Source organism: Bacillus pretiosus, assembly GCF_051294775.1.
In the GTDB taxonomy this organism is placed as follows: Bacteria; Bacillota; Bacilli; order Bacillales; family Bacillaceae_G; genus Bacillus_A; species Bacillus_A wiedmannii.
Genome location: NZ_JBPPHF010000008.1, coordinates 1 through 19,652 on the forward strand (window position 1 = coordinate 1; position 19,652 = coordinate 19,652).

Consider the following 19,652-nt stretch of genomic DNA (forward strand, 5'->3'; position numbering starts at 1 on the left):
AGATTTCCCATAGCGTAAGCTAGTAAGATCCCTGAAAGATGATCAGGTTGATAGGTTCGAGGTGGAAGCATGGTGACATGTGGAGCTGACGAATACTAATAGATCGAGGACTTAACCATATAATATGTAGCAATGTTATCTAGTTTTGAGAGAACATAAAAAACTTGTTGACTTTTAAAGAAAATAAGTTATAATAATGATTGTCTCAAAAGAATAATGTCTGGTAATGATGGCAGAGAGGTCACACCCGTTCCCATACCGAACACGGAAGTTAAGCTCTCTAGCGCCGATGGTAGTTGGGACCTTGTCCCTGTGAGAGTAGGACGTTGCCAGGCAATATTATTCCGCAGTAGCTCAGCGGTAGAGCTATCGGCTGTTAACCGATCGGTCGTAGGTTCGATTCCTACCTGCGGAGCCATTGGAGAGCTGTCCGAGTTGGCCGAAGGAGCACGATTGGAAATCGTGTATACGTCACAAGCGTATCAAGGGTTCGAATCCCTTGCTCTCCGCCATAGGATTTATAATATTTGGCCCGTTGGTCAAGTGGTTAAGACACCGCCCTTTCACGGCGGTAACACGGGTTCGAATCCCGTACGGGTCACCACTTTTGGAGGATTAGCTCAGCTGGGAGAGCACCTGCCTTACAAGCAGGGGGTCGGCGGTTCGATCCCGTCATCCTCCACCATATAAATTATATGAATAGTATTATCGCGGGGTGGAGCAGCACGGTAGCTCGTCGGGCTCATAACCCGAAGGTCGCAGGTTCAAATCCTGTCCCCGCAACCAAATGGTCCCGTGGTGTAGTGGTTAACATGCCTGCCTGTCACGCAGGAGATCGCCGGTTCGACCCCGGTCGGGACCGCCATTTTAATAAGGCTCGGTAGCTCAGTCGGTAGAGCAGAGGACTGAAAATCCTCGTGTCGGCGGTTCGATTCCGTCCCGAGCCACCATTTATCTTAATAATATACGCCGGCTTAGCTCAATTGGTAGAGCAACTGACTTGTAATCAGTAGGTTGGGGGTTCAAGTCCTCTAGCCGGCACCATGTAAGTTTCGGAGGGGTAGCGAAGTGGCTAAACGCGGCGGACTGTAAATCCGCTCCTTCGGGTTCGGCAGTTCGAATCTGCCCCCCTCCACCATTTACATAGGGGCATAGTTTAAAGGTAGAACTGAGGTCTCCAAAACCTCCAGTGTGGGTTCGATTCCTACTGCCCCTGCCAAATATATTTACACAACATGGCGGTTGTGGCGAAGTGGTTAACGCACCGGATTGTGGCTCCGGCATTCGTGGGTTCGATTCCCATCAGTCGCCCCATTTTTATTTTTAAAATTACAAATAATCTAATTGATACTTACATATAATTAAGTAAGAATTCGATGGGCTATAGCCAAGCGGTAAGGCAACGGACTTTGACTCCGTCATGCGCTGGTTCGAATCCAGCTAGCCCAGCCATTTTTGCGGAAGTAGTTCAGTGGTAGAATACAACCTTGCCAAGGTTGGGGTCGCGGGTTCGAATCCCGTCTTCCGCTCCAATAAAATTTAACATGGCGGCATAGCCAAGTGGTAAGGCAGAGGTCTGCAAAACCTTTACCACCGGTTCAAATCCGGTTGCCGCCTTTCTTTTGTGCCGATGTGGCGGAATTGGCAGACGCGCACGACTCAAAATCGTGTTCCTTCGGGAGTGTCGGTTCGACCCCGACCATCGGTATCATGAACGACGTAAAAAACTCTATACAATTAGTATAGAGTTTTTTTGTATTTTCTTTTCATTATATGACAAAATAAGTACAAAAAGTGTACGGTGAGTAGACTGCGAAACATTAAAAGGATAAAAACAAACATTCATTTTTATCATTTTAATTGTGATATTCTATAAAATTCCAGCAAAATATTGTATATACAATATTCCCTTCGTATACAACAATAGAAAGTAGTTATGGAAATATTATGGAAATATGTATCGGCTATATAAAAAGACTCTAACATTTCTGTTAGAGTCTTTTTTGTTAAATTATACTATGTGCTTCTAAAATTCGTAATAAATGTAGAAATTCATGTATAATATAACTTGTCGAAAGAACAAAATGATAGTAATTTATATTATGTCTGTAATATGAATCAAAAATGAACTTTTTATATTTCTTTTAAAAATGTGTTGAATACACATTATATTTCATATTAATATTTTTATGTAGATTTAAAACGGGAAAGAGAGTGGAAAGTATGGGTCGTAAATGGAATAATATTAAAGAAAAAAAAGCATCAAAAGATGCAAATACAAGCCGTATATACGCGAAATTTGGACGTGAGATTTATGTGGCAGCAAAACAAGGCGAGCCAGATCCAGAATCAAACCAAGCGCTTAGAGTTGTATTAGAACGTGCGAAAACATACAACGTACCAAGAACAATTATTGATCGTGCAGTTGAAAAGGCAAAAGGCGGTTCAGAAGAAAATTATGACGAGCTTCGTTATGAAGGATTCGGACCAAACGGATCTATGGTAATTGTAGATACACTTACAAATAACGTAAACCGTACTGCAGCAGATGTACGAGCTGCATTTAGCAAAAACAGTGGTAACATGGGTGTAAACGGTTCTGTAGCTTACATGTTTGATGCGACAGCTGTTATCGGTCTTGAAGGTAAAACATCAGATGAAGTTCTTGAAATTTTAATGGAAGCAGATGTTGATGCACGTGACATTCTAGAAGAAGAAGATTCTGTTATCGTGTATGCTGAACCTGATCAATTCCATGCAGTACAATCTGCACTTAAAGATGCTGGTGTTGAAGAATTCACAGTTGCAGAATTAACAATGCTTGCACAAAGTGATGTAGAACTTCCTGAAGATGCTCAAGTACAATTTGAAAAAATGGTTGATGCATTAGAAGATCTAGAAGATGTGCAACAAGTTTACCACAACGTAGACTTAGGAGAATAATACGATAGAAGCCCCTGTTCATTTAATGGATAGGGGCTTTTTTTCATGAAGTTAATTAAGAGGATGAATTAGTAAAGGTATTTTGTTTTAGACAGGGAATATGCTTATAGGGATATATGAAATAATCATTATTTCTAGGAGGTTTAATATGGAACATAAAACACCAAAGCATATCGTTGCTGTAGCAGGTTATTTAACAAATGAAAAAGACGAAGTGTTATTAGCTAAAGTACATTGGCGATCGGATACGTGGGAGTTGCCAGGAGGACAGGTGGAAGAAGGAGAAGCGCTCGATCAAGCTGTTTGTAGGGAAATAAAAGAGGAAACAGGATTAACGGTGAAGCCTATCGGTATTACAGGAGTTTATTATAATGCTTCCATGCACATTCTAGGTGTTGTTTTTAAAGTGGCATACGTGAGCGGTGAAATACAAATTCAGCCTGAAGAAATACAAGAGGCTAAATTTGTTGCTTTAAATGAAGAGAATATAGATGAGTATATAACGCGTCCTCATATGAAATCCAGAACGCTTGATGCGATGAGAGCAACACATTGTATTCCGTCCGAAACGTGGGAAGTGCAGCCATATAATTTAATAGGTAGATTGTAAAGAAAAGAGTAGCCGGTTTGAGATACAATCAAATCACTATTCTTTTTTGTATACTGTTTAAGAAAAAGGTCAAAATAATAATAGTGCTAGTATTGATTTCAGGAACGTTTGTTCTGTATAATATATGATATATTGTATACATTTAGATTACTAGATACTTACAAATATATATTTTTGTAGATGATATAATGAAAATAGGATGTTTTAATAGGGAAGTATAGGCTTAAGGTATACTCTGTTATTGGTTTAGCATAATCTATATTCAATATTTCAGATGAATAGTAGATAAAAAAGGACTGTGATACAATACTTTTTTATACCTTACAATGATGTAAGGTACGTGTAAGAGAAATCGATGGGATATTTTTTTACAACAAGGTATTCTTAAAGTAAGAGTTATACGCTGTGTGGAAAAGAGGTGTTTAAGATGAAAGAACGAGTATTATCTAGGGTGAACTATCATCAAAAAGTTGCATTAAATCCAATGACTAAATTCTTTTATAAAGCCATTATTTTATTATTATTGTTAAGTTGTACGTTATTATTCATTGGAAATGTAATGATCGAGCAAAGTGATATTAGTAAATTACATGTACCTGCTAAGTTAGAGGTGCCAGAATCATTAACACATGCATTTATTGCGACAGAAGATAAAAGGTTTTATCATCATAACGGTTTAGATTATATAGCGATTGTCAGAGCGTCTGTTGAGAATATAAAAGCTGGTGGTGTTGTGCAAGGCGGAAGCACAATTACACAACAGTTATCCAAAAATGCTTTTTTAACGAATGAACGTACATTTTCTCGTAAGTGGAAAGAAATTTTTTATACGAAAAAAATTGAACGCACATTTACAAAGGATGAAATTTTAAAATTGTATGTAAGTAATATTTATTACGGAGAAGGAGCATGGGGAATTGAAAAAGCAGCAAACCTTTACTTCGGTAAAAAGGTGAGCCAATTAACGTTGGCTGAAAGTGCAATGATGGCTGCTGTAGTAAAGGCACCCGCTTATTACTCACCTGCACAAAATTATGATAAGGCCGTAGAGAGACGAAATGTCGTTTTGCGATTAATGGAGAAAGAAGGCTATATCAATCATAATGAGTATGTGCAAGCAGTTAGTGAGAAGTTAGTAATTCGTCATGATATAAAAACAGAGCAGTCGATGTTAAAGAGTGCTCGTGAAAAAGCAGTAAGCTAAAGGAAGTTCCTACATAGGAGCTTCCTTTTTTTGAATAAATTGTGACAAATTGTGACACAATATCGTCACAATTATTGTGTTTTTGTAATTTATGTGAGCGTGTTCATTGCGTGACGTATATAAGTGTTGATATTATGTGTATTGTGTACAATGCTGTATACAGAATATGAATTTAAAGAGGAATGTATATGAAATCAAATAAACTCATGGCTCTTGGTGTAGTTTTTTCTATCGCAGTATTGATTGTAATCGGAACAATTGCGTATAGCATCATAAATGACAAAAAAGATAAAGGGGATGAGATGTTTGCTTATTCCACACAACAATCTTTAGGGAAAGATGATGCCCCAGTTAAGGTAGTTGAATTTGGAGACTTCAAATGTCCTGCTTGTCGTACTTGGGATGTAACAGTATTACCACGATTAAAAGAAGAGTATATCGATAAAGGTAAAGTGCAGTTATACTTTATTAACTTCCCATTTATCGGAAAAGACTCTGATTTAGGTGCAGCAGCTGGTGAAGCAATTTATAAACAAGATCAAGATTCATTCTGGATTTTCTACGATGAGATTTATCAAAGTCAAAAGAAAGACACGGAAGAATGGATTACAGAAGAATTACTTCTTAACATTGTGAAAGAGACGCTTCCGAAAGTTGATGTAGAACAATTTAAGAAAGATTTACACAGTAAAGAAATAAAAGAAAAAGTACGTAAAGATTCAGATCGTGCTCAAAAATTAAAAGTTCAAGGTGCTCCTTCAGTATATATAAACGGAAATCTTGCAAACCCTGATTTCGATAGTATGAAGAAGGCGATTGATAAAGAATTGAAAAAGTGATGAGATACTCATCACTTTTTCGACTTTTTTCGATAAAATTCTTGCTTCCGTTTTTTTTACATGCTATACTACTTTACATAAGTTATTCTAATATCTTATATTTATTTCATATTTGCGGGTGTAGTTTAGTGGTAAAACAAGAGCCTTCCAAGCTCTGGTCGAGAGTTCGATTCTCTTCACCCGCTCCAAATTTTATTAAATGTTTTTCTATAAATTGTGATCAACGCAGTGTTTCGTTTCTAAGATAAACGAGGCATTGCGTTTTTTAATGTTTGAAAAACATAATTGTATGCGAAAATAGAAGTAAAGAATAGTATTCCAAAAGTGAATTGCTAACCAATATAGTCGTTACATAAGGGATGGATTCATCTGAGGAGGCGATTAGGAATGGATTTTGAACAATTAAAGCAAGATGTCATTGCGTATAGTAAAACAATTGGTATAGATAAAATAGGCTTTGCTAGTGCCTCACCATTTGAGGAATTAAAGCAGAGGTTAATCCAGCAACAACAATTAAATTATCAATCGGGATTTGAAGAGTCTGATATAGAAAAGAGAACGAACCCACAGCTTCTACTACCTGGTGCAAAATCAATTATTGCGATTGCATTAGCGTATCCTTCAAAATTAAAAAATGCACCATTAAGTAAGCGCGGAGAACGCCGCGGTATTTTTTGTCGTGCCTCTTGGGGACAAGATTATCATCTTGTTTTACGAGATCGTTTGCAAAAATTAGAAGCATATTTAATCGAAAAACTTCCCGATATAGAAGTTAAGTCAATGGTTGATACGGGTGAATTAAGTGATCGAGCTGTTTCGGAGCGTGCCGGTATTGGATGGAGTGGTAAGAATTGCGCTATTATTACACCTGAATTTGGTTCGTATGTATATTTAGGAGAAATAATTACAAACGTTCCCTTCCCACCAGATCAGCCGATAGAAGATCAATGTGGAAGTTGTACAAAATGTATTGATGTTTGTCCTACAGGCGCTTTAATACAAGGAGGACAGTTAGATTCGAAGAAATGTATTGCATTTTTAACACAAACGAAAGGATTCCTACCGGAAGAATACCGCGACAAAATAGGAAATCGTATTTATGGATGTGATACATGTCAGACTGTTTGTCCGAAAAATAAAGGAATGGATTTTCATAATCATCCTGAGATGGAACCAGATCCTGAGTTAGTTAAGCCGTTATTAACACCACTTTTAACAATTAGCAATCGTAATTTTAAAGAGAAATATGGAATTATGTCTGGTTCATGGAGAGGTAAAAAGCCGTTGCAACGAAATGCAATTTTGGCACTTGCGCATTTTAAAGAGGCATCAGCAATTCCAGATTTAATTGGTGTTATGAAAGACGATCCAAGACCAGTACTTCGCGGAACAGCAGCATGGGCACTTGGGAAAATTGGTGGAGATGGCGTGGGCGAAGCTATTGAAAAAGCGATGCAACGTGAGAAAGATGAAGAGGTTCTTCATGAAATGAATCGCGGACTTGAATTGTTAGCGCAGAAAAAAGAGTAGATAATATCTCCCTTCTTCATATTGTAATATGGGAGGGAGACGAAATGGTTGTAAAAATAAATATTGAAAAGCAAGTACAACAATTTTTAGCATATGTAACAGAGAAACGAACAAATGTAGATGGTATTGCTGAAGATTTATTACAAATAGCACAGAGAAAGAAACAATTGTTTCAAAAGCGTAATGCAGAGATAGTGAAAGCAACTGCGGATGTTTCTTTCATGAGACAATTAAATAATAGCAATCATCAAGAAATTGATTATCAAATACATTTTAAATATTTAATTAAGCATAAAGAATTGTTTTATATCGAAGAGGAACAACTAAAACGAAGAGTTTGTTTAAATAATAGCCGGGTAATAGGTGATTATGCTATTGAAGTGCCAGAAGCAGTTGGAATGAGTGAGACGTTAGAAAGGGAAGTTACAAAAGAGAAGTACGGTTCTTATCAGTACAACCGTTTAGAGGCAGTTAAATATGCAGAGCGTTGGTGGGATGATCGAAACCCTGTATATCGTAATTTCCCTGATAATTGTACGAATTTTATTTCTCAATGTCTTCATACTGGAGAAGTACCAATGAATGGATATCCTAATATTCGCAAAGGATGGTGGCAAAGGGAGAATCAGTGGAGTTGGAGCTGGGCTGTCGCACACTCTTTTTATTGGTATTTGTCAGGTGCTACAACAGGGCTTCGAGCTGAAGCGGTAGAAAGGCCAGAGGACCTTATTCTTGGTGATGTCATCGCTTATGATTTCGAGGATGATGGTAGGTGGAATCATACGACGATTGTAGTAGCAAAAGACGCAGATGGTATGCCACTTGTAAATGCACATTCAGCGAATAGCCGTCGGCGTTATTGGAACTATGAAGATTCTAGTAAATATACACCACAAATGAAATATAAATTCTTTCATATTATTAATGGGTAGAGATTTTTCGCTCAAGTGGTATAATACGTAGTAGACAAAAAACAGAGGTGAATATCGCGTGGGAGTACATGTTGTTTTATATCAACCAGAAATTCCAGCAAATACAGGGAATATTGCTCGTACTTGTGCAGCAACTGGAACAGAATTACATTTGATTAGACCGCTTGGATTTTCAACGGATGATAAAATGTTAAAGCGTGCAGGATTAGATTATTGGCAGCACGTGAAAGTTACGTATTATGATTCAATTGAAGAATTTTATGAGAAAAATAAAGACGGTGAATTCTTCTATTTAACAAAGTATGGCGAGAAAGCTCATACAGCATTTGATTATAGCAAACGTGAGAAGGATTACTATTTTGTATTTGGAAGAGAAACAAACGGCTTACCAGCTAATGTAATCGAAGAAAATTTCGATCATTGTTTACGTATTCCAATGACTGATAAAGTGCGCTCATTAAATTTATCTAATACAGCAGCTATTTTAATTTATGAAGCATTCCGTCAACAAAATTATCCGGGATTAGATTTAGAAATTGTTTATTAAAAGTCGCCATATGGCGACTTTTTTTCTAAAAATAAAAATAATATGTAATCATACATTTAAAAAAGGGTACATATTCATATAGAATGGGATATATGAATAAAAATAGATTAGACGGGTTGAGATAAATATGAAGGAACAATATAATAATCAAAATACCTTTTTAAGTATGATAGATATGGATTTAATAAGAAGAGGACTATTACATGCTATTCAAGATTTAGTATTTATTGTGAAAGTTATGGATGAGGAAACCTTTAAATATATTTATGTAAATAAGATAGGTATGGATTATGCGAAGCTAGGCGAAGAATGTTATGGAAAAACGTTTGCTGAAGTATTATCAGAAGATACGGCGGAAATATTGCGAGTGCAATATGCAAAAGTAGCGAGCGAAGCGAAAGCACATACCTTTTGTGATGTAGTTAGTTTATCAAAGGGTGAGTTACATTATGAATCTTCACTTAATCCTGTATTCGACGAAGAAGGAGTATGTCAGTTTATTATTTGTATTACAAGGGATATCACAGCTCAGATTGAGGAAAAGGCAGAGATAGAGGAAAAACAAATGTTGTTTAAGTCGTTATTAGAATATAATAATGACTCCATTATATCTATAGATTCTATAGGTAGAATTACATATGCAAATCCAGCAACGTATGAAATATTTGGATATCGATATGAAGAATTACATAATAAATTTATTTTTGAATTTATTAATAAAGAATATGAAAAAGATTTTCAAATTATATTTAAAGGAGCCCTGCAAGGAAGGGCAAAACAAATTGTTTCAAAGAAATATGTTCATAAAGAAGGGTACGAGCTCTATATTTCTTTGAGAACTATTCCGATTATTGTGAACGCCGAAATTGTTGGGGTATATATTGTTACGAGGGATGTTACAAGGCAAGTATTGAATGAAATGCGAACAGAATATTTAGCTTATTATGACCAATTAACAGGATTAATGAATAGAATTTCATGTGCAAATAAGTTAAATGTTTTTTTAAATGATAATACAGAGTTTGCGCTTGTTTTTATAGATTTAGATGAATTTCACCTTATTAATGATACTTTTGGTCATAAAGAAGGAGATAAAGTATTACAAAAAGTTACAGAATGTTTAAGCAGTCTTCAAATAGATGGTATGCACTTATTTAGAGAACACGATGATCAATTTGTTATGTTAATAGAAAATATAACGAAAGAACGTGTAGAGATAGTTGCAAAAAGCATACTAAAAAAGATTAGTGAACATTTTGTAATCGAAGAAGAGGACGTCTATTTAAGTGCGTCAATCGGAATTGTAATGGCTCCAACAGATGGAGAGGATGAAAAAATATTATTTCAAAGAGTTGATGCTGCTTTGGAAAAAGCAAAAGAAAAAGGAAAAGGGCATTATCAGTTTTATTGCAGTGGATTAGATTGTGAGCGTGAACAAAGATTTATAATAGAAAACCAATTGCATCGTGCTATAGAAAAAAATGAATTCTGCTTGTATTATCAGCCACAAATGAATATTGAAACGAAAAAAATAGCGAGTATGGAAGCTTTAATAAGGTGGGAGAATAAAGAATTGGGATTTGTCTCTCCCAATCAATTTATTCCGCTAGCAGAAAGAACAGGATTTATTATTAAGCTTGATGAATGGGTAGTAAATGAAGTGTGTCGGCAAATACGTGAATGGTTAAATAAAGGATATGAAGTTGTCCCGATTGCAGTTAATATTTCAGCCAGGCACTTTCGCTCGATTACATTAATAGAGATGATTACACGGGCGTTACATAAGTACAATGTACCAGCTCATCTATTAGCGATAGAGGTTACAGAAGGAGCCCTTATGCATAAAGACATATCGAAAAGGGTATTGCTACAATTAAAAGAACAAAATTTAAAGATTCATTTAGATGATTTTGGGACGGGATATTCATCTTTAAGTTATTTAAAAACGTATCCAATTGATACGTTGAAAATCGATCGTTCTTTTATGGAAGGTATACATGTGGATGAACGTGATACGAATATTACAGCTGCAATTATTCATTTAGCTCATACTTTGGAATTGAATGTAATTGCAGAAGGTGTAGAAAAAGCGGAACAAATACAATTTTTGAAGGAAAAGAATGTGAAGTTTGTGCAAGGTTATTATTATAGCCGACCTTTATCAAAATATGATGTGGAAAATGTGTATTATAAATGATTGATAAAAAAAGTGATGTGCTAAGAAGCACATCACTTTTTTTGTGTACCGGGTTTATCATTGTAACCAGATGTGAAAATAGCTGTAAGAAATGTGAGTGATACACCTAAAATTAATAATAATTTCATACTAATATCCCTCCTATTTTTCAGTTTACGAATCTTAAATATGAATCAAAATGTATGTAAGGTTCTTGGAAGAAAAGAATTTATTTAAAATGAATAGAGGTGTAAAAACTTTAATACCTATATTATACAGAATTTTCTTTGAATTTTGGAGAGAATTTTATAGCACTACTGTATATTTCATTTTGATTTAAAGAATGTTTAAGGACATCCTAGCATACCTTTTATAATAATCCGATTGAACAAGGAGATGGGGGAGGAGCTATAATGGATATTCTAAAAAAGATTGAACAGCATCGAGCAGCAGAAGAACGGTTACAATGGGAAGGTACGTTTGCGGAGTATTTAGAGCTTGTGAAGGAAAGACCATGGGTGGCTCAAACAGCACACTCTCGCATTTACAATATGATAAAAGATGCTGGAATCGAAGAAGTAGATGGTAGAAGAAAGTATAACTTCTTTAGTAATCAGCTATTTGGATTAGAGGATGCTTTAGAACGTCTTGTGGAGGAATATTTTCATCCATCTGCAAAACGATTAGATGTTAGAAAACGTATTTTATTATTAATGGGTCCTGTTAGTGGCGGGAAATCAACATTAGTTACGATGCTGAAACGAGGATTAGAAACATATTCACGAACAGATCGAGGCGCAATTTTTGCAATTAAAGGCTGCCCAATGCATGAAGATCCACTGCATTTAATTCCGCATCATTTACGGGATGATTTCTTTGGTGAGTATGGAGTTAGAATTGAAGGGAATTTATCGCCACTAAACGTAATGCGTCTAGAGCAAGAATATGGTTCAAGGATTGAGGATGTAGTTGTAGAGCGTATTTTCTTCTCGGAAGATCGCCGTACAGGGATTGGTACATTTAGCCCGTCTGATCCTAAATCACAAGATATCGCCGATTTAACAGGTAGTCTGGACTTTTCAACAATCGCAGAATATGGTTCAGAATCAGATCCACGAGCGTATCGCTTCGATGGAGAATTGAATAAGGCAAACCGTGGGATGATGGAATTCCAAGAGATGCTAAAATGCGACGAGAAGTTTTTATGGCATTTATTATCGCTTACGCAAGAAGGGAATTTCAAAGCGGGAAGATTTGCGCTTATTTCAGCAGATGAATTAATTGTAGCGCATACGAATGAAACGGAGTATCGTTCCTTCATAGCAAACAAGAAAAATGAAGCATTGCACTCAAGAATTATTGTAATGCCAGTTCCATACAATTTACGAGTGAGTGAAGAAGAACATATTTATGAAAAAATGATTCGTGAAAGTGATGTATCCAATGTGCATATTGCACCGCACACACTTCGCGTTGCAGCAATGTTTACGATTTTAACTCGTTTAAAAGATCCGAAGCGTCCAGATATTGATTTAATTAAAAAGATGCGTTTATATGATGGAGAAACGGTAGAAGGTTATAATGCGATTGATGTAGAGGAGCTGCAACGTGAATATCAAGATGAAGGTATGAGAGGTATTGACCCTCGTTATGTTATTAACCGAATTTCCTCTACAATTATTCGAAAAGAGGTACCATCTATTAACGCATTAGATGTACTTAGATCGCTCAAAGACGGGTTGGATCAGCATCCGTCAATTAGTAATGAAGATCGAGAGCGTTATATGAATTTCATCTCATTAGCGAGAAAAGAATATGATGAAATTGCGAAGAAAGAAGTACAAAAAGCATTCGTGTATTCATATGAAGAATCAGCGAAGACACTTATGGATAATTACTTAGATAACGTTGAAGCATATTGCAATAAATCGAAATTACGTGATCCATTAACAGGTGAAGAAATGAGTCCAGATGAAAAGCTAATGCGCTCAATTGAGGAGCAAATTGGAATTTCAGAAAATGCTAAGAAAGCATTCCGTGAAGAAATTTTAATTCGCATTTCTGCTTATGCGCGTAAAGGAAAACGCTTTGATTATAATTCACATGAGCGTCTTCGCGAAGCGATTCAGAAAAAACTATTTGCTGATTTAAAAGATATAGTGAAAATTACAACATCAACGAAAACGCCAGACGAAAATCAGCTTAAGAAAATCAATGATGTTGTTGCACGCTTAATTGATGAGCACGGCTATAATTCTTCATCTGCGAATGAATTATTACGCTATGTAGGTAGTCTGCTAAACCGATAGTTTGATAACAAAACGCTGTCTCTTGTATTTTGCGGGACAGCGTTTTATTATCCATTTATATGTGTAAAGTGTCATACCTTGTCCAAATGTAATAAATTAAGATACAATTTCATGAATTTATTGTCAATTATTTTTACAATATGCATATGATAGAGTAACCAACCATTCATACGAAAAAAGCCAACACAATACAATATGTTGCAAAGTGTAAATGTGTGCAACTATGCATTGTGTTTCTTTCTTATCAACGGCTGAATATTTCTTTCTAGTATGTGAGTGGCAAAATTTTGTTTAGGATGCTCGGAGTATTATATGAAAAACGTTATATATGTTTATGGGATGAATTTCGATGGGCAGTTATCTTTCATTCTAGCTTGCACAGTATAAAACAAAATTTCTAGCTTACTGTTCATAAGGGAAGACAATTACAGTAAGGAGGGAAAGAAATGGGTGAAGAAAACCAACCAAATTATACGATTTCACAGGAAAACTGGTCCCTCCATCGCAAAGGATATGACGACCAACAACGCCATCAAGAAAAAGTACAAGAGGCAATTAAGAATAATTTACCCGATCTTGTAACAGAAGAAAGCATAGTTATGTCTAATGGTAAGGATGTTGTAAAAATACCGATTCGTTCTTTAGATGAATATAAGATTAGGTACAATTATGATAAAAACAAACACGTTGGGCAAGGAAATGGTGACAGCAAAGTTGGTGATGTCGTTGCGAGAGATGGATCAGGTGGTCAAAAGCAAAAAGGACCAGGAAAAGGGCAAGGAGCAGGGGACGCGGCTGGAGAAGATTATTATGAAGCTGAAGTCTCTATTTTAGAATTAGAGCAAGCATTTTTCAAAGAGTTAGAGCTGCCTAATTTAAAGAGAAAAGAAATAGATGAAAACCGGATTGAACATGTTGAATTTAATGACATTAGAAAGACTGGATTATGGGGAAATATCGATAAGAAACGAACGATGATATCCGCATATAAACGAAATGCGATGCGTGGTAAAGCCTCTTTTCATCCGATTCACCAAGAAGATTTAAAGTTCCGTACTTGGAATGAAGTATTAAAGCCAGATTCAAAAGCTGTTGTATTAGCGATGATGGATACGAGTGGATCGATGGGAATATGGGAGAAATATATGGCACGTAGCTTCTTTTTCTGGATGACGCGATTTCTACGAACGAAGTATGAAACAGTAGATATTGAGTTTATTGCCCATCATACGGAGGCAAAAGTAGTTCCAGAGGAAGAGTTTTTCTCAAAAGGAGAAAGTGGCGGAACGATATGTTCTTCTGTATATAAAAAAGCACTCGAGCTAATTGATAATAAATACTCACCAGACCGCTATAATATTTATCCATTCCATTTTTCAGACGGTGATAATTTAACATCAGATAATGCTAGATGTGTAAAGCTTGTCGAAGAGTTAATGAAGAAGTGTAATATGTTTGGATATGGGGAAGTGAACCAGTACAACCGCCATAGTACCCTCATGTCAGCCTATAAAAATATTAAAGATGAGAATTTTAGATATTATATTTTAAAGCAAAAAGCAGACGTATTCCATGCGATGAAGAGCTTTTTTAAAGAAGAAACCGGAGAAAAAATGGCATAACCCCCTTAAAAAGGGGTTATTTTTTTGTTAACTGTTTATTTTTTTAGTTGACAATGATAATGAAAATCATTGTCATTTATTCGAGGTATGATTACATTTAGATTTATATATTTTGGAGGAGATGTAAAGTTGAAAAAAAATAAAAGAAAACATATAAATGCGATGATTATCGCTGCGGCGTTATCACTTCCATTTGCCACGTATTCAACGCCTGCTTTAGCGGCAGTAGCAATTGAGGCTAATAAAAAGGGCTATGCTTTAGAAGATGGTACATATGATGCTGTTATGAAAGCATATAAAGATAAAACGAATGAGGAGTCTATGGCAGCTGTTTATATAAAGGATCCTAAGTTAACGATTGAGAATGGAAAGAAAATGGTAACGGCAACGTTAAGTGATAGTGATTTCTTCAAATACTTGAAAACAGAAGATGTTCATACTCCTGGTGTGTTTCATGATGTAAAAGTAATATCAGAAGATAAAAAGAAAAACGGAACGAAAGTGATTCAGTTTGAAGTAGGAGAATTAGGAAAAAGATATAATATGCAAATGCATATTTATATTCCGACAATGGCCTATGATAATAAATATCAAGTGCAGTTTGAAGTAAATGCTTTAAATTTAGAAAATAATGTTCCAGAAAAGCAAAAGGAAAATAAAGAGGATCAACAGGATGAAGACGGAAATGTAATATTAGATAAGCAATTACAAAGGCATATTAATAAGTATAATTTAAATAGAGAGAATCTAAATACGCCAATAACTAAGGAAGATTTATTAAAAGTTAAATCTTTAATAGTCGTTGAAGCGAAAAGTAAAGGAATACAAGACGTAACTGGTTTAGAATATATGACGAACTTAGAAAGCTTAACATTGGAAGAAGTTAAGTTAGAAAATATACAATTTATCTCGAGTTTGAGACAATTGAAATCATTAAGTATAACTTATGGTGAACTTAATGATATTGGACCTTTGGCTGAGTTAGAACATATCGAAAGTTTAAGCTTGAGAAACAATAAAATCTCGGATTTAAGCCCATTGAGTCGAATGAAGAAGATCAAAATGCTAGATTTAAATAGTAATTATATAAAAGATATTAAACCATTATTTACAGTAACAACTTTAAAGACTTTGACTGTAGCAAATAATCAAATTAGTAATGCTAATCTTGCTGGGATTGAGCAATTGAAGAATGTGAAGAGTTTATCTTTAAGCAACAATGGACTGACTAATATTGAACATATTACACCAATGAAAAAGTTAGTAGAGTTAGATCTTTCTAAAAATGAATTAGAAAACATCGAACCTGTATCAAGATTGTCTACCGTACAATCACTTAATTTAGAAGAAAACTATATCTCAGACATAACGCCACTTAGCCACTTAACAGGTTTATACGATTTAAAGCTAGGGTCAAATGAAATTCGTGATGTTAGACCGGTTCAAGAGTTAGGGAAAAGAATGTACATTGATATTCAAAGACAAAAAATCTTTTTAGATGATGTAGAAAAAGATAAGGAAGTTAAAATACCTATCTATAATTTACAAGGAGAGCCACTCGATACTGTTCAATTAAAGAATGGAGATGGGGTAGTTAATAATGGTTCTGTTAAATGGAGTACTACTGGTGAAAAAACATACGAATTTCTGTTGGATATAAAACCAGAAGAGAATCGTATTAAGTTTAATGGAACAGTAATTCAAAATGTTGTTGAAAGGTTAGATGAAATAAAAGGAAATGATGAACAAAAGGAAAATATAATTCTTGATAAAACTTTACAACAACATATTAATAAAGAGAATTTAGGTAGAGAGAATTTAAACGCTCCTATCACAAAAGAAGATTTATTGCAGATTAAAAAATTAGAGATACTTAAAGAAAAAGGGGAAAATATAAAAGATATAACAGGTTTAGAATATATGATGAACTTAGAAAAACTTACTTTAGAAAGAGTAGGTTTGAAGAATATTGAATTTATCTCAAACTTAGAAAAGTTGAACGATGTGAATGTATCTCATAATCAGATTGAAGATATAACACCACTATCTTCATTAAAAAGTTTACAGTGGTTAAATCTTGCTGATAATCAAATTAAAGATGTTTCAGTTCTTAGCCCAATGTTAGACCTACTCAGTTTAAAATTAGCTGGAAATGAGATTCGTGATGTAAGGCCGTTAATACAATTAGGCCAATGGTTTTCAATTGATGCCGGAAGACAGAAAATCTTTTTAGATGAAGCAAAAGTAAATGAAGAAATTCAAGTTCCTGTATATGATTTAGAAGGAGAAATTATTGAGAATATTAAACTGACAAGTGAGGGTGGAACATTTAATAACCGAGTAATAAAATGGAGTACTCCAGGTGAAAAGGTGTATAAATTTGATTTAGATTCGGATGAAATTAGTATAAGTTTTAACGGAACAGTAATCCAGAATATAGTTGAAAAAGAAGAAGAAAAAGAACCAGCAAAAGAAGTTGAAGAATCAAAAGAAGAGCCAAAAGAACCAGCAAAAGAAGCTGAAGAATCAAAAGAAGAGCCAAAAGAACCAGCAAAAGAAGTTGAAGAACCAAAAGAAGAAGTGAAAGAACCAACAAAAGAAATTGAAGAATCGAAAGAAGAAGAAAAAGAGCCAACAAAAGAAGTTGAAGAATCAAAAGAAGAAGTAAAAGAACCAACAAAAGAAGTTGAAGAACCAAAAGAAGAAGTGAAAGAACCAACAAAAGAAATTGAAGAATCGAAAGAAGAAGAAAAAGAGCCAACAAAAGAAGTTGAAGAATCGAAAGAAGAAATCAATCAATCGGCACCAGTTCAAGAACAAAGCGTGAATAATCAAGTTGTGAAAGAAAAAGTAGTAGAGAATCAAAGCATGAAAGAAAATAAACCAGTTGTTAATAAAGAAGAAAGTAAGAAATCGCTAGGAGCAACAGGTGGACAAGCGAATACATCAACGTTACTTTCGGGTGTAGCATTAGTTCTTTCAGCACTGAGTATGTTTGTATTTAGAAAGAGATTATTTAAGAAATAAAAACGCTTAATCTTATTATACTATAAAACAGTTATATAAGGTGTTAAGAAGAAAGCATGTTTACAACACTATATAATAGAGTAAAAACCCATTCGTATGAAAATTATATTTCATACGAATGGGTTTTATTTAATTTATTTTGCAGCCCTCAGTAATAATGGATTCAGGACTAATCAGAGGACCGAATTCTTCTTTAGGAGAGGTGCTAATCGTTACATAACCTTCTTTATTTTTTGCGGAACTTCTTTTGCTTGTAAATTAACATCTTCTTTTCGAAGCTCCTTAAAGAGCGAAATGACCATAAGAACGACTACGATAGAAAATGGTAGCGCAGCAATTATAGCTGCTATTTGCAGCGCATTTAATCCTCCAGCTTGTAATAAAATAGCAGCAATTATCGCGATTGTTAATCCCCATATAAGTTTTAAACTATTTTTCGGTGATAAGCTTCCGTTACTCGTTTGCATTGAAACAACAAATGTTGCTGAGTCAGCAGAAGTAACGAAAAATGTGGCTACTAAAATTAACCCGATAATTGTTAAAAATGTAGAGAACGGTAGGTGTGAAATAACAGCAAATAATCCAATCTCTGTACCATTTTTTGCGATTTCGTCAGCTATACCAAGCGATTGGAACATTTCCATATGGATAGCGGTACCGCCAAATACTGCAAACCAAAATGTACAGATAAGAGTTGGGACTAATACAACTCCAATAATAAATTCTTTTATTGTGCGCCCTTTAGAAATACGAGCGATGAATGTACCGACGAATGGAGACCAAGAGATCCACCATCCCCAATAGAAAATAGTCCAGTTTTCAATCCAAGAAGAAGATTTTTCATTAAATGCTCCTAAATTTAATCCCATACTAGGTAAAGCTCCGATATAAGAACCGAGTGTAGATGTGAAATATTTCATAATAAATACAGTTGGTCCTAAAAGTAAAAAGGAGACGAGTAAAATACCTGCAAGAGAGAAATTTAAGTTACTCAAATATTTAATCCCACGATCTAAGCCTGTTTGTGCACTTGTTAAATATAAAACAGCGAAGATGGCGATAAGTACGAGTTGTGTAAGTACAGTGTTATGAATAGAAGGGAATAAATAGCTTAATCCTCCGGCGATTTGTTGAGCACCAATCCCAACAGATGGCACAATACCGAATACTGTGGCTAAAACAGCCAAAATATCGACTGTTTTTCCGATAGGAGAATTTTTCGATCGATTAAATAATGGAGTAACTGTAGCTCCAATTGTGCTACCTTTTTGTTTGCGGAATGTGAAATATGCAATTGTTAAAGCAACCATCGCGTATAGTGACCACGGAAAGAGTCCCCAGTGGAAAAATGAATATTGCATAGCGAGTTTGGCGCTTTCCTCTGTACCTGCTTTTCCTGTTAATGGATCTGTAAAATGTGAAATCGGTTCAGTGATTCCATAAAAGAGCAGTCCAATTCCCATTCCTGCTCCAAACAACATGGATAGCCAAGATGGATAACTATACTGTGGTTTTTCTCCATCTTTACCAAGACGAATAGAACCGTACTTAGAAAATGCTAAATAAGTGGCTAAAATAATCATTGCGGTCATAAGTAGAGAGTAAAACCATCCAAATTTATTGAGGATAAATGAGTTTAAGGAAGATGTAACACTTTGCAAATCATAGCCTTGTATCCAACTTGCCGGGGTAATTCCCCATATGATGAATAATGTTGTTAGCAAGATGGAGATATAAAATACACTGTTTTCTTTTTTTATCATAGAATCCCACCCTTGTTTAATAAAGTTAACAATTATATTAACCATAACAATTAAAAGGTTAATTGTCAAAAAATTCGATTTTTACCTTGTGTAAAAGGACAGTTTAATCGCTATGGATTCATAATTATTGGAGGTTAGATAAAGGTAAGC

The 19,652-nt window shown here is 35.0% G+C and carries 12 protein-coding genes, 16 tRNA genes and 2 rRNA genes; 29 read left to right on the forward strand and 1 reads right to left on the reverse strand.

The features are described from left to right. The 29 genes from ACSG5Z_RS26445 to ACSG5Z_RS26585 form a co-directional block, all read left to right on the forward strand. Positions 1 to 119 (forward strand): 23S ribosomal RNA (locus tag ACSG5Z_RS26445); the annotation flags it as partial. Positions 120 to 219: 100 nt separating this feature from the next. Beyond that, positions 220 to 335 (forward strand): 5S ribosomal RNA (gene rrf, locus ACSG5Z_RS26450). Positions 336 to 343: 8 nt separating this feature from the next. Next, positions 344 to 418: transfer RNA gene (locus tag ACSG5Z_RS26455), tRNA-Asn, on the forward strand. Positions 419 to 420: 2 nt separating this feature from the next. After that, positions 421 to 512 (forward strand) — tRNA-Ser (locus ACSG5Z_RS26460). Between the two features lie 17 nt (positions 513 to 529). Then, positions 530 to 604 (forward strand) — tRNA-Glu (locus tag ACSG5Z_RS26465). Between the two features lie 5 nt (positions 605 to 609). Then, positions 610 to 685, forward strand: a tRNA-Val gene (locus tag ACSG5Z_RS26470). Between the two features lie 24 nt (positions 686 to 709). Next, positions 710 to 786 (forward strand) — tRNA-Met (locus ACSG5Z_RS26475). Positions 787 to 789: 3 nt separating this feature from the next. Further along, positions 790 to 865, forward strand: a tRNA-Asp gene (locus ACSG5Z_RS26480). Positions 866 to 874: 9 nt separating this feature from the next. Next, positions 875 to 950: transfer RNA gene (locus ACSG5Z_RS26485), tRNA-Phe, on the forward strand. Between the two features lie 18 nt (positions 951 to 968). Beyond that, positions 969 to 1,044, forward strand: a tRNA-Thr gene (locus ACSG5Z_RS26490). Between the two features lie 10 nt (positions 1,045 to 1,054). Next, positions 1,055 to 1,138, forward strand: a tRNA-Tyr gene (locus tag ACSG5Z_RS26495). 7 nt (positions 1,139 to 1,145) lie between these two features. Continuing rightward, a tRNA-Trp gene (locus tag ACSG5Z_RS26500) sits at positions 1,146 to 1,219 on the forward strand. Between the two features lie 19 nt (positions 1,220 to 1,238). Then, positions 1,239 to 1,314 (forward strand) — tRNA-His (locus ACSG5Z_RS26505). A 63-nt stretch (positions 1,315 to 1,377) separates the two neighbouring features. Further along, positions 1,378 to 1,452, forward strand: a tRNA-Gln gene (locus ACSG5Z_RS26510). A gap of 5 nt (positions 1,453 to 1,457) precedes the next feature. Further along, positions 1,458 to 1,532 (forward strand) — tRNA-Gly (locus tag ACSG5Z_RS26515). 14 nt (positions 1,533 to 1,546) lie between these two features. Then, positions 1,547 to 1,617: transfer RNA gene (locus ACSG5Z_RS26520), tRNA-Cys, on the forward strand. A gap of 9 nt (positions 1,618 to 1,626) precedes the next feature. Then, positions 1,627 to 1,708, forward strand: a tRNA-Leu gene (locus ACSG5Z_RS26525). A gap of 515 nt (positions 1,709 to 2,223) precedes the next feature. Then, a complete protein-coding gene (locus tag ACSG5Z_RS26530; protein ID WP_048541853.1) occupies positions 2,224 to 2,943 on the forward strand; it encodes a YebC/PmpR family DNA-binding transcriptional regulator in 720 nt (239 codons plus the stop codon). A 148-nt stretch (positions 2,944 to 3,091) separates the two neighbouring features. After that, entirely contained in the window at positions 3,092 to 3,553 is a 462-nt protein-coding gene (locus tag ACSG5Z_RS26535; protein WP_435712564.1) for an NUDIX hydrolase, read from the forward strand. Between the two features lie 427 nt (positions 3,554 to 3,980). Then, a complete protein-coding gene (locus ACSG5Z_RS26540; RefSeq protein WP_048541849.1) occupies positions 3,981 to 4,757 on the forward strand; it encodes a transglycosylase domain-containing protein in 777 nt (258 codons plus the stop codon). A gap of 188 nt (positions 4,758 to 4,945) precedes the next feature. After that, positions 4,946 to 5,596, forward strand: coding sequence for a DsbA family protein (locus ACSG5Z_RS26545; protein WP_435712566.1), 651 nt, complete (start codon positions 4,946 to 4,948; stop codon positions 5,594 to 5,596). Positions 5,597 to 5,710: 114 nt separating this feature from the next. Next, positions 5,711 to 5,784, forward strand: a tRNA-Gly gene (locus ACSG5Z_RS26550). Positions 5,785 to 5,983: 199 nt separating this feature from the next. Continuing rightward, positions 5,984 to 7,126: a tRNA epoxyqueuosine(34) reductase QueG gene (gene queG, locus ACSG5Z_RS26555; protein ID WP_106383429.1), complete on the forward strand. Its 1,143-nt coding sequence runs from the start codon at positions 5,984 to 5,986 to the stop codon at positions 7,124 to 7,126. Between the two features lie 44 nt (positions 7,127 to 7,170). Further along, positions 7,171 to 8,058 carry an amidase domain-containing protein gene (locus tag ACSG5Z_RS26560; protein WP_000260555.1) on the forward strand — a complete coding sequence of 296 codons (888 nt, stop codon included), beginning with the start codon at positions 7,171 to 7,173 and terminating at the stop codon, positions 8,056 to 8,058. 58 nt (positions 8,059 to 8,116) lie between these two features. Further along, positions 8,117 to 8,605, forward strand: a complete 489-nt coding sequence (gene trmL, locus ACSG5Z_RS26565) for a tRNA (uridine(34)/cytosine(34)/5-carboxymethylaminomethyluridine(34)-2'-O)-methyltransferase TrmL (protein WP_000538149.1) — start codon at positions 8,117 to 8,119, stop codon at positions 8,603 to 8,605. A gap of 127 nt (positions 8,606 to 8,732) precedes the next feature. Next, positions 8,733 to 10,802, forward strand: a complete 2,070-nt coding sequence (locus ACSG5Z_RS26570) for a sensor domain-containing protein (RefSeq protein ID WP_435712569.1) — start codon at positions 8,733 to 8,735, stop codon at positions 10,800 to 10,802. A 392-nt stretch (positions 10,803 to 11,194) separates the two neighbouring features. Beyond that, on the forward strand, positions 11,195 to 13,090 hold the full coding sequence (locus ACSG5Z_RS26575) for a PrkA family serine protein kinase (RefSeq protein WP_000353275.1): 1,896 nt from the start codon (positions 11,195 to 11,197) through the stop codon (positions 13,088 to 13,090). A gap of 446 nt (positions 13,091 to 13,536) precedes the next feature. Next, positions 13,537 to 14,712, forward strand: a complete 1,176-nt coding sequence (yhbH, locus tag ACSG5Z_RS26580; protein ID WP_046957378.1) for a sporulation protein YhbH — start codon at positions 13,537 to 13,539, stop codon at positions 14,710 to 14,712. A 129-nt stretch (positions 14,713 to 14,841) separates the two neighbouring features. Continuing rightward, positions 14,842 to 17,739: an NEAT domain-containing protein gene (locus ACSG5Z_RS26585; RefSeq protein WP_435712571.1), complete on the forward strand. Its 2,898-nt coding sequence runs from the start codon at positions 14,842 to 14,844 to the stop codon at positions 17,737 to 17,739. 212 nt (positions 17,740 to 17,951) lie between these two features. Here the strand turns inward: ACSG5Z_RS26585 and opuD are convergent, their stop codons facing one another. Continuing rightward, complete coding sequence (opuD, locus tag ACSG5Z_RS26590) at positions 17,952 to 19,502, reverse strand: glycine betaine transporter OpuD (RefSeq protein ID WP_046956767.1); 1,551 nt, start codon at positions 19,500 to 19,502, stop codon at positions 17,952 to 17,954. Positions 19,503 to 19,652 lie beyond the last annotated feature (150 nt).

Excerpts from the sequence above, each read along its gene's own strand:
- ACSG5Z_RS26530 (WP_048541853.1), top strand. The coding sequence starts at position 2,224 with ATGGGTCGTAAATGGAATAATATTAAAGAAAAAAAAGCATCAAAAGAT.
- ACSG5Z_RS26535 (WP_435712564.1), top strand. The coding sequence starts at position 3,092 with ATGGAACATAAAACACCAAAGCATATCGTTGCTGTAGCAGGTTATTTA.
- ACSG5Z_RS26540 (WP_048541849.1), top strand. The coding sequence starts at position 3,981 with ATGAAAGAACGAGTATTATCTAGGGTGAACTATCATCAAAAAGTTGCA.
- ACSG5Z_RS26545 (WP_435712566.1), top strand. The coding sequence starts at position 4,946 with ATGAAATCAAATAAACTCATGGCTCTTGGTGTAGTTTTTTCTATCGCA.
- queG (WP_106383429.1), top strand. The coding sequence starts at position 5,984 with ATGGATTTTGAACAATTAAAGCAAGATGTCATTGCGTATAGTAAAACA.
- ACSG5Z_RS26560 (WP_000260555.1), top strand. The coding sequence starts at position 7,171 with ATGGTTGTAAAAATAAATATTGAAAAGCAAGTACAACAATTTTTAGCA.
- ACSG5Z_RS26570 (WP_435712569.1), top strand. The coding sequence starts at position 8,733 with ATGAAGGAACAATATAATAATCAAAATACCTTTTTAAGTATGATAGAT.
- ACSG5Z_RS26575 (WP_000353275.1), top strand. The coding sequence starts at position 11,195 with ATGGATATTCTAAAAAAGATTGAACAGCATCGAGCAGCAGAAGAACGG.
- yhbH (WP_046957378.1), top strand. The coding sequence starts at position 13,537 with ATGGGTGAAGAAAACCAACCAAATTATACGATTTCACAGGAAAACTGG.
- opuD (WP_046956767.1), bottom strand. The coding sequence starts at position 19,502 with ATGATAAAAAAAGAAAACAGTGTATTTTATATCTCCATCTTGCTAACA.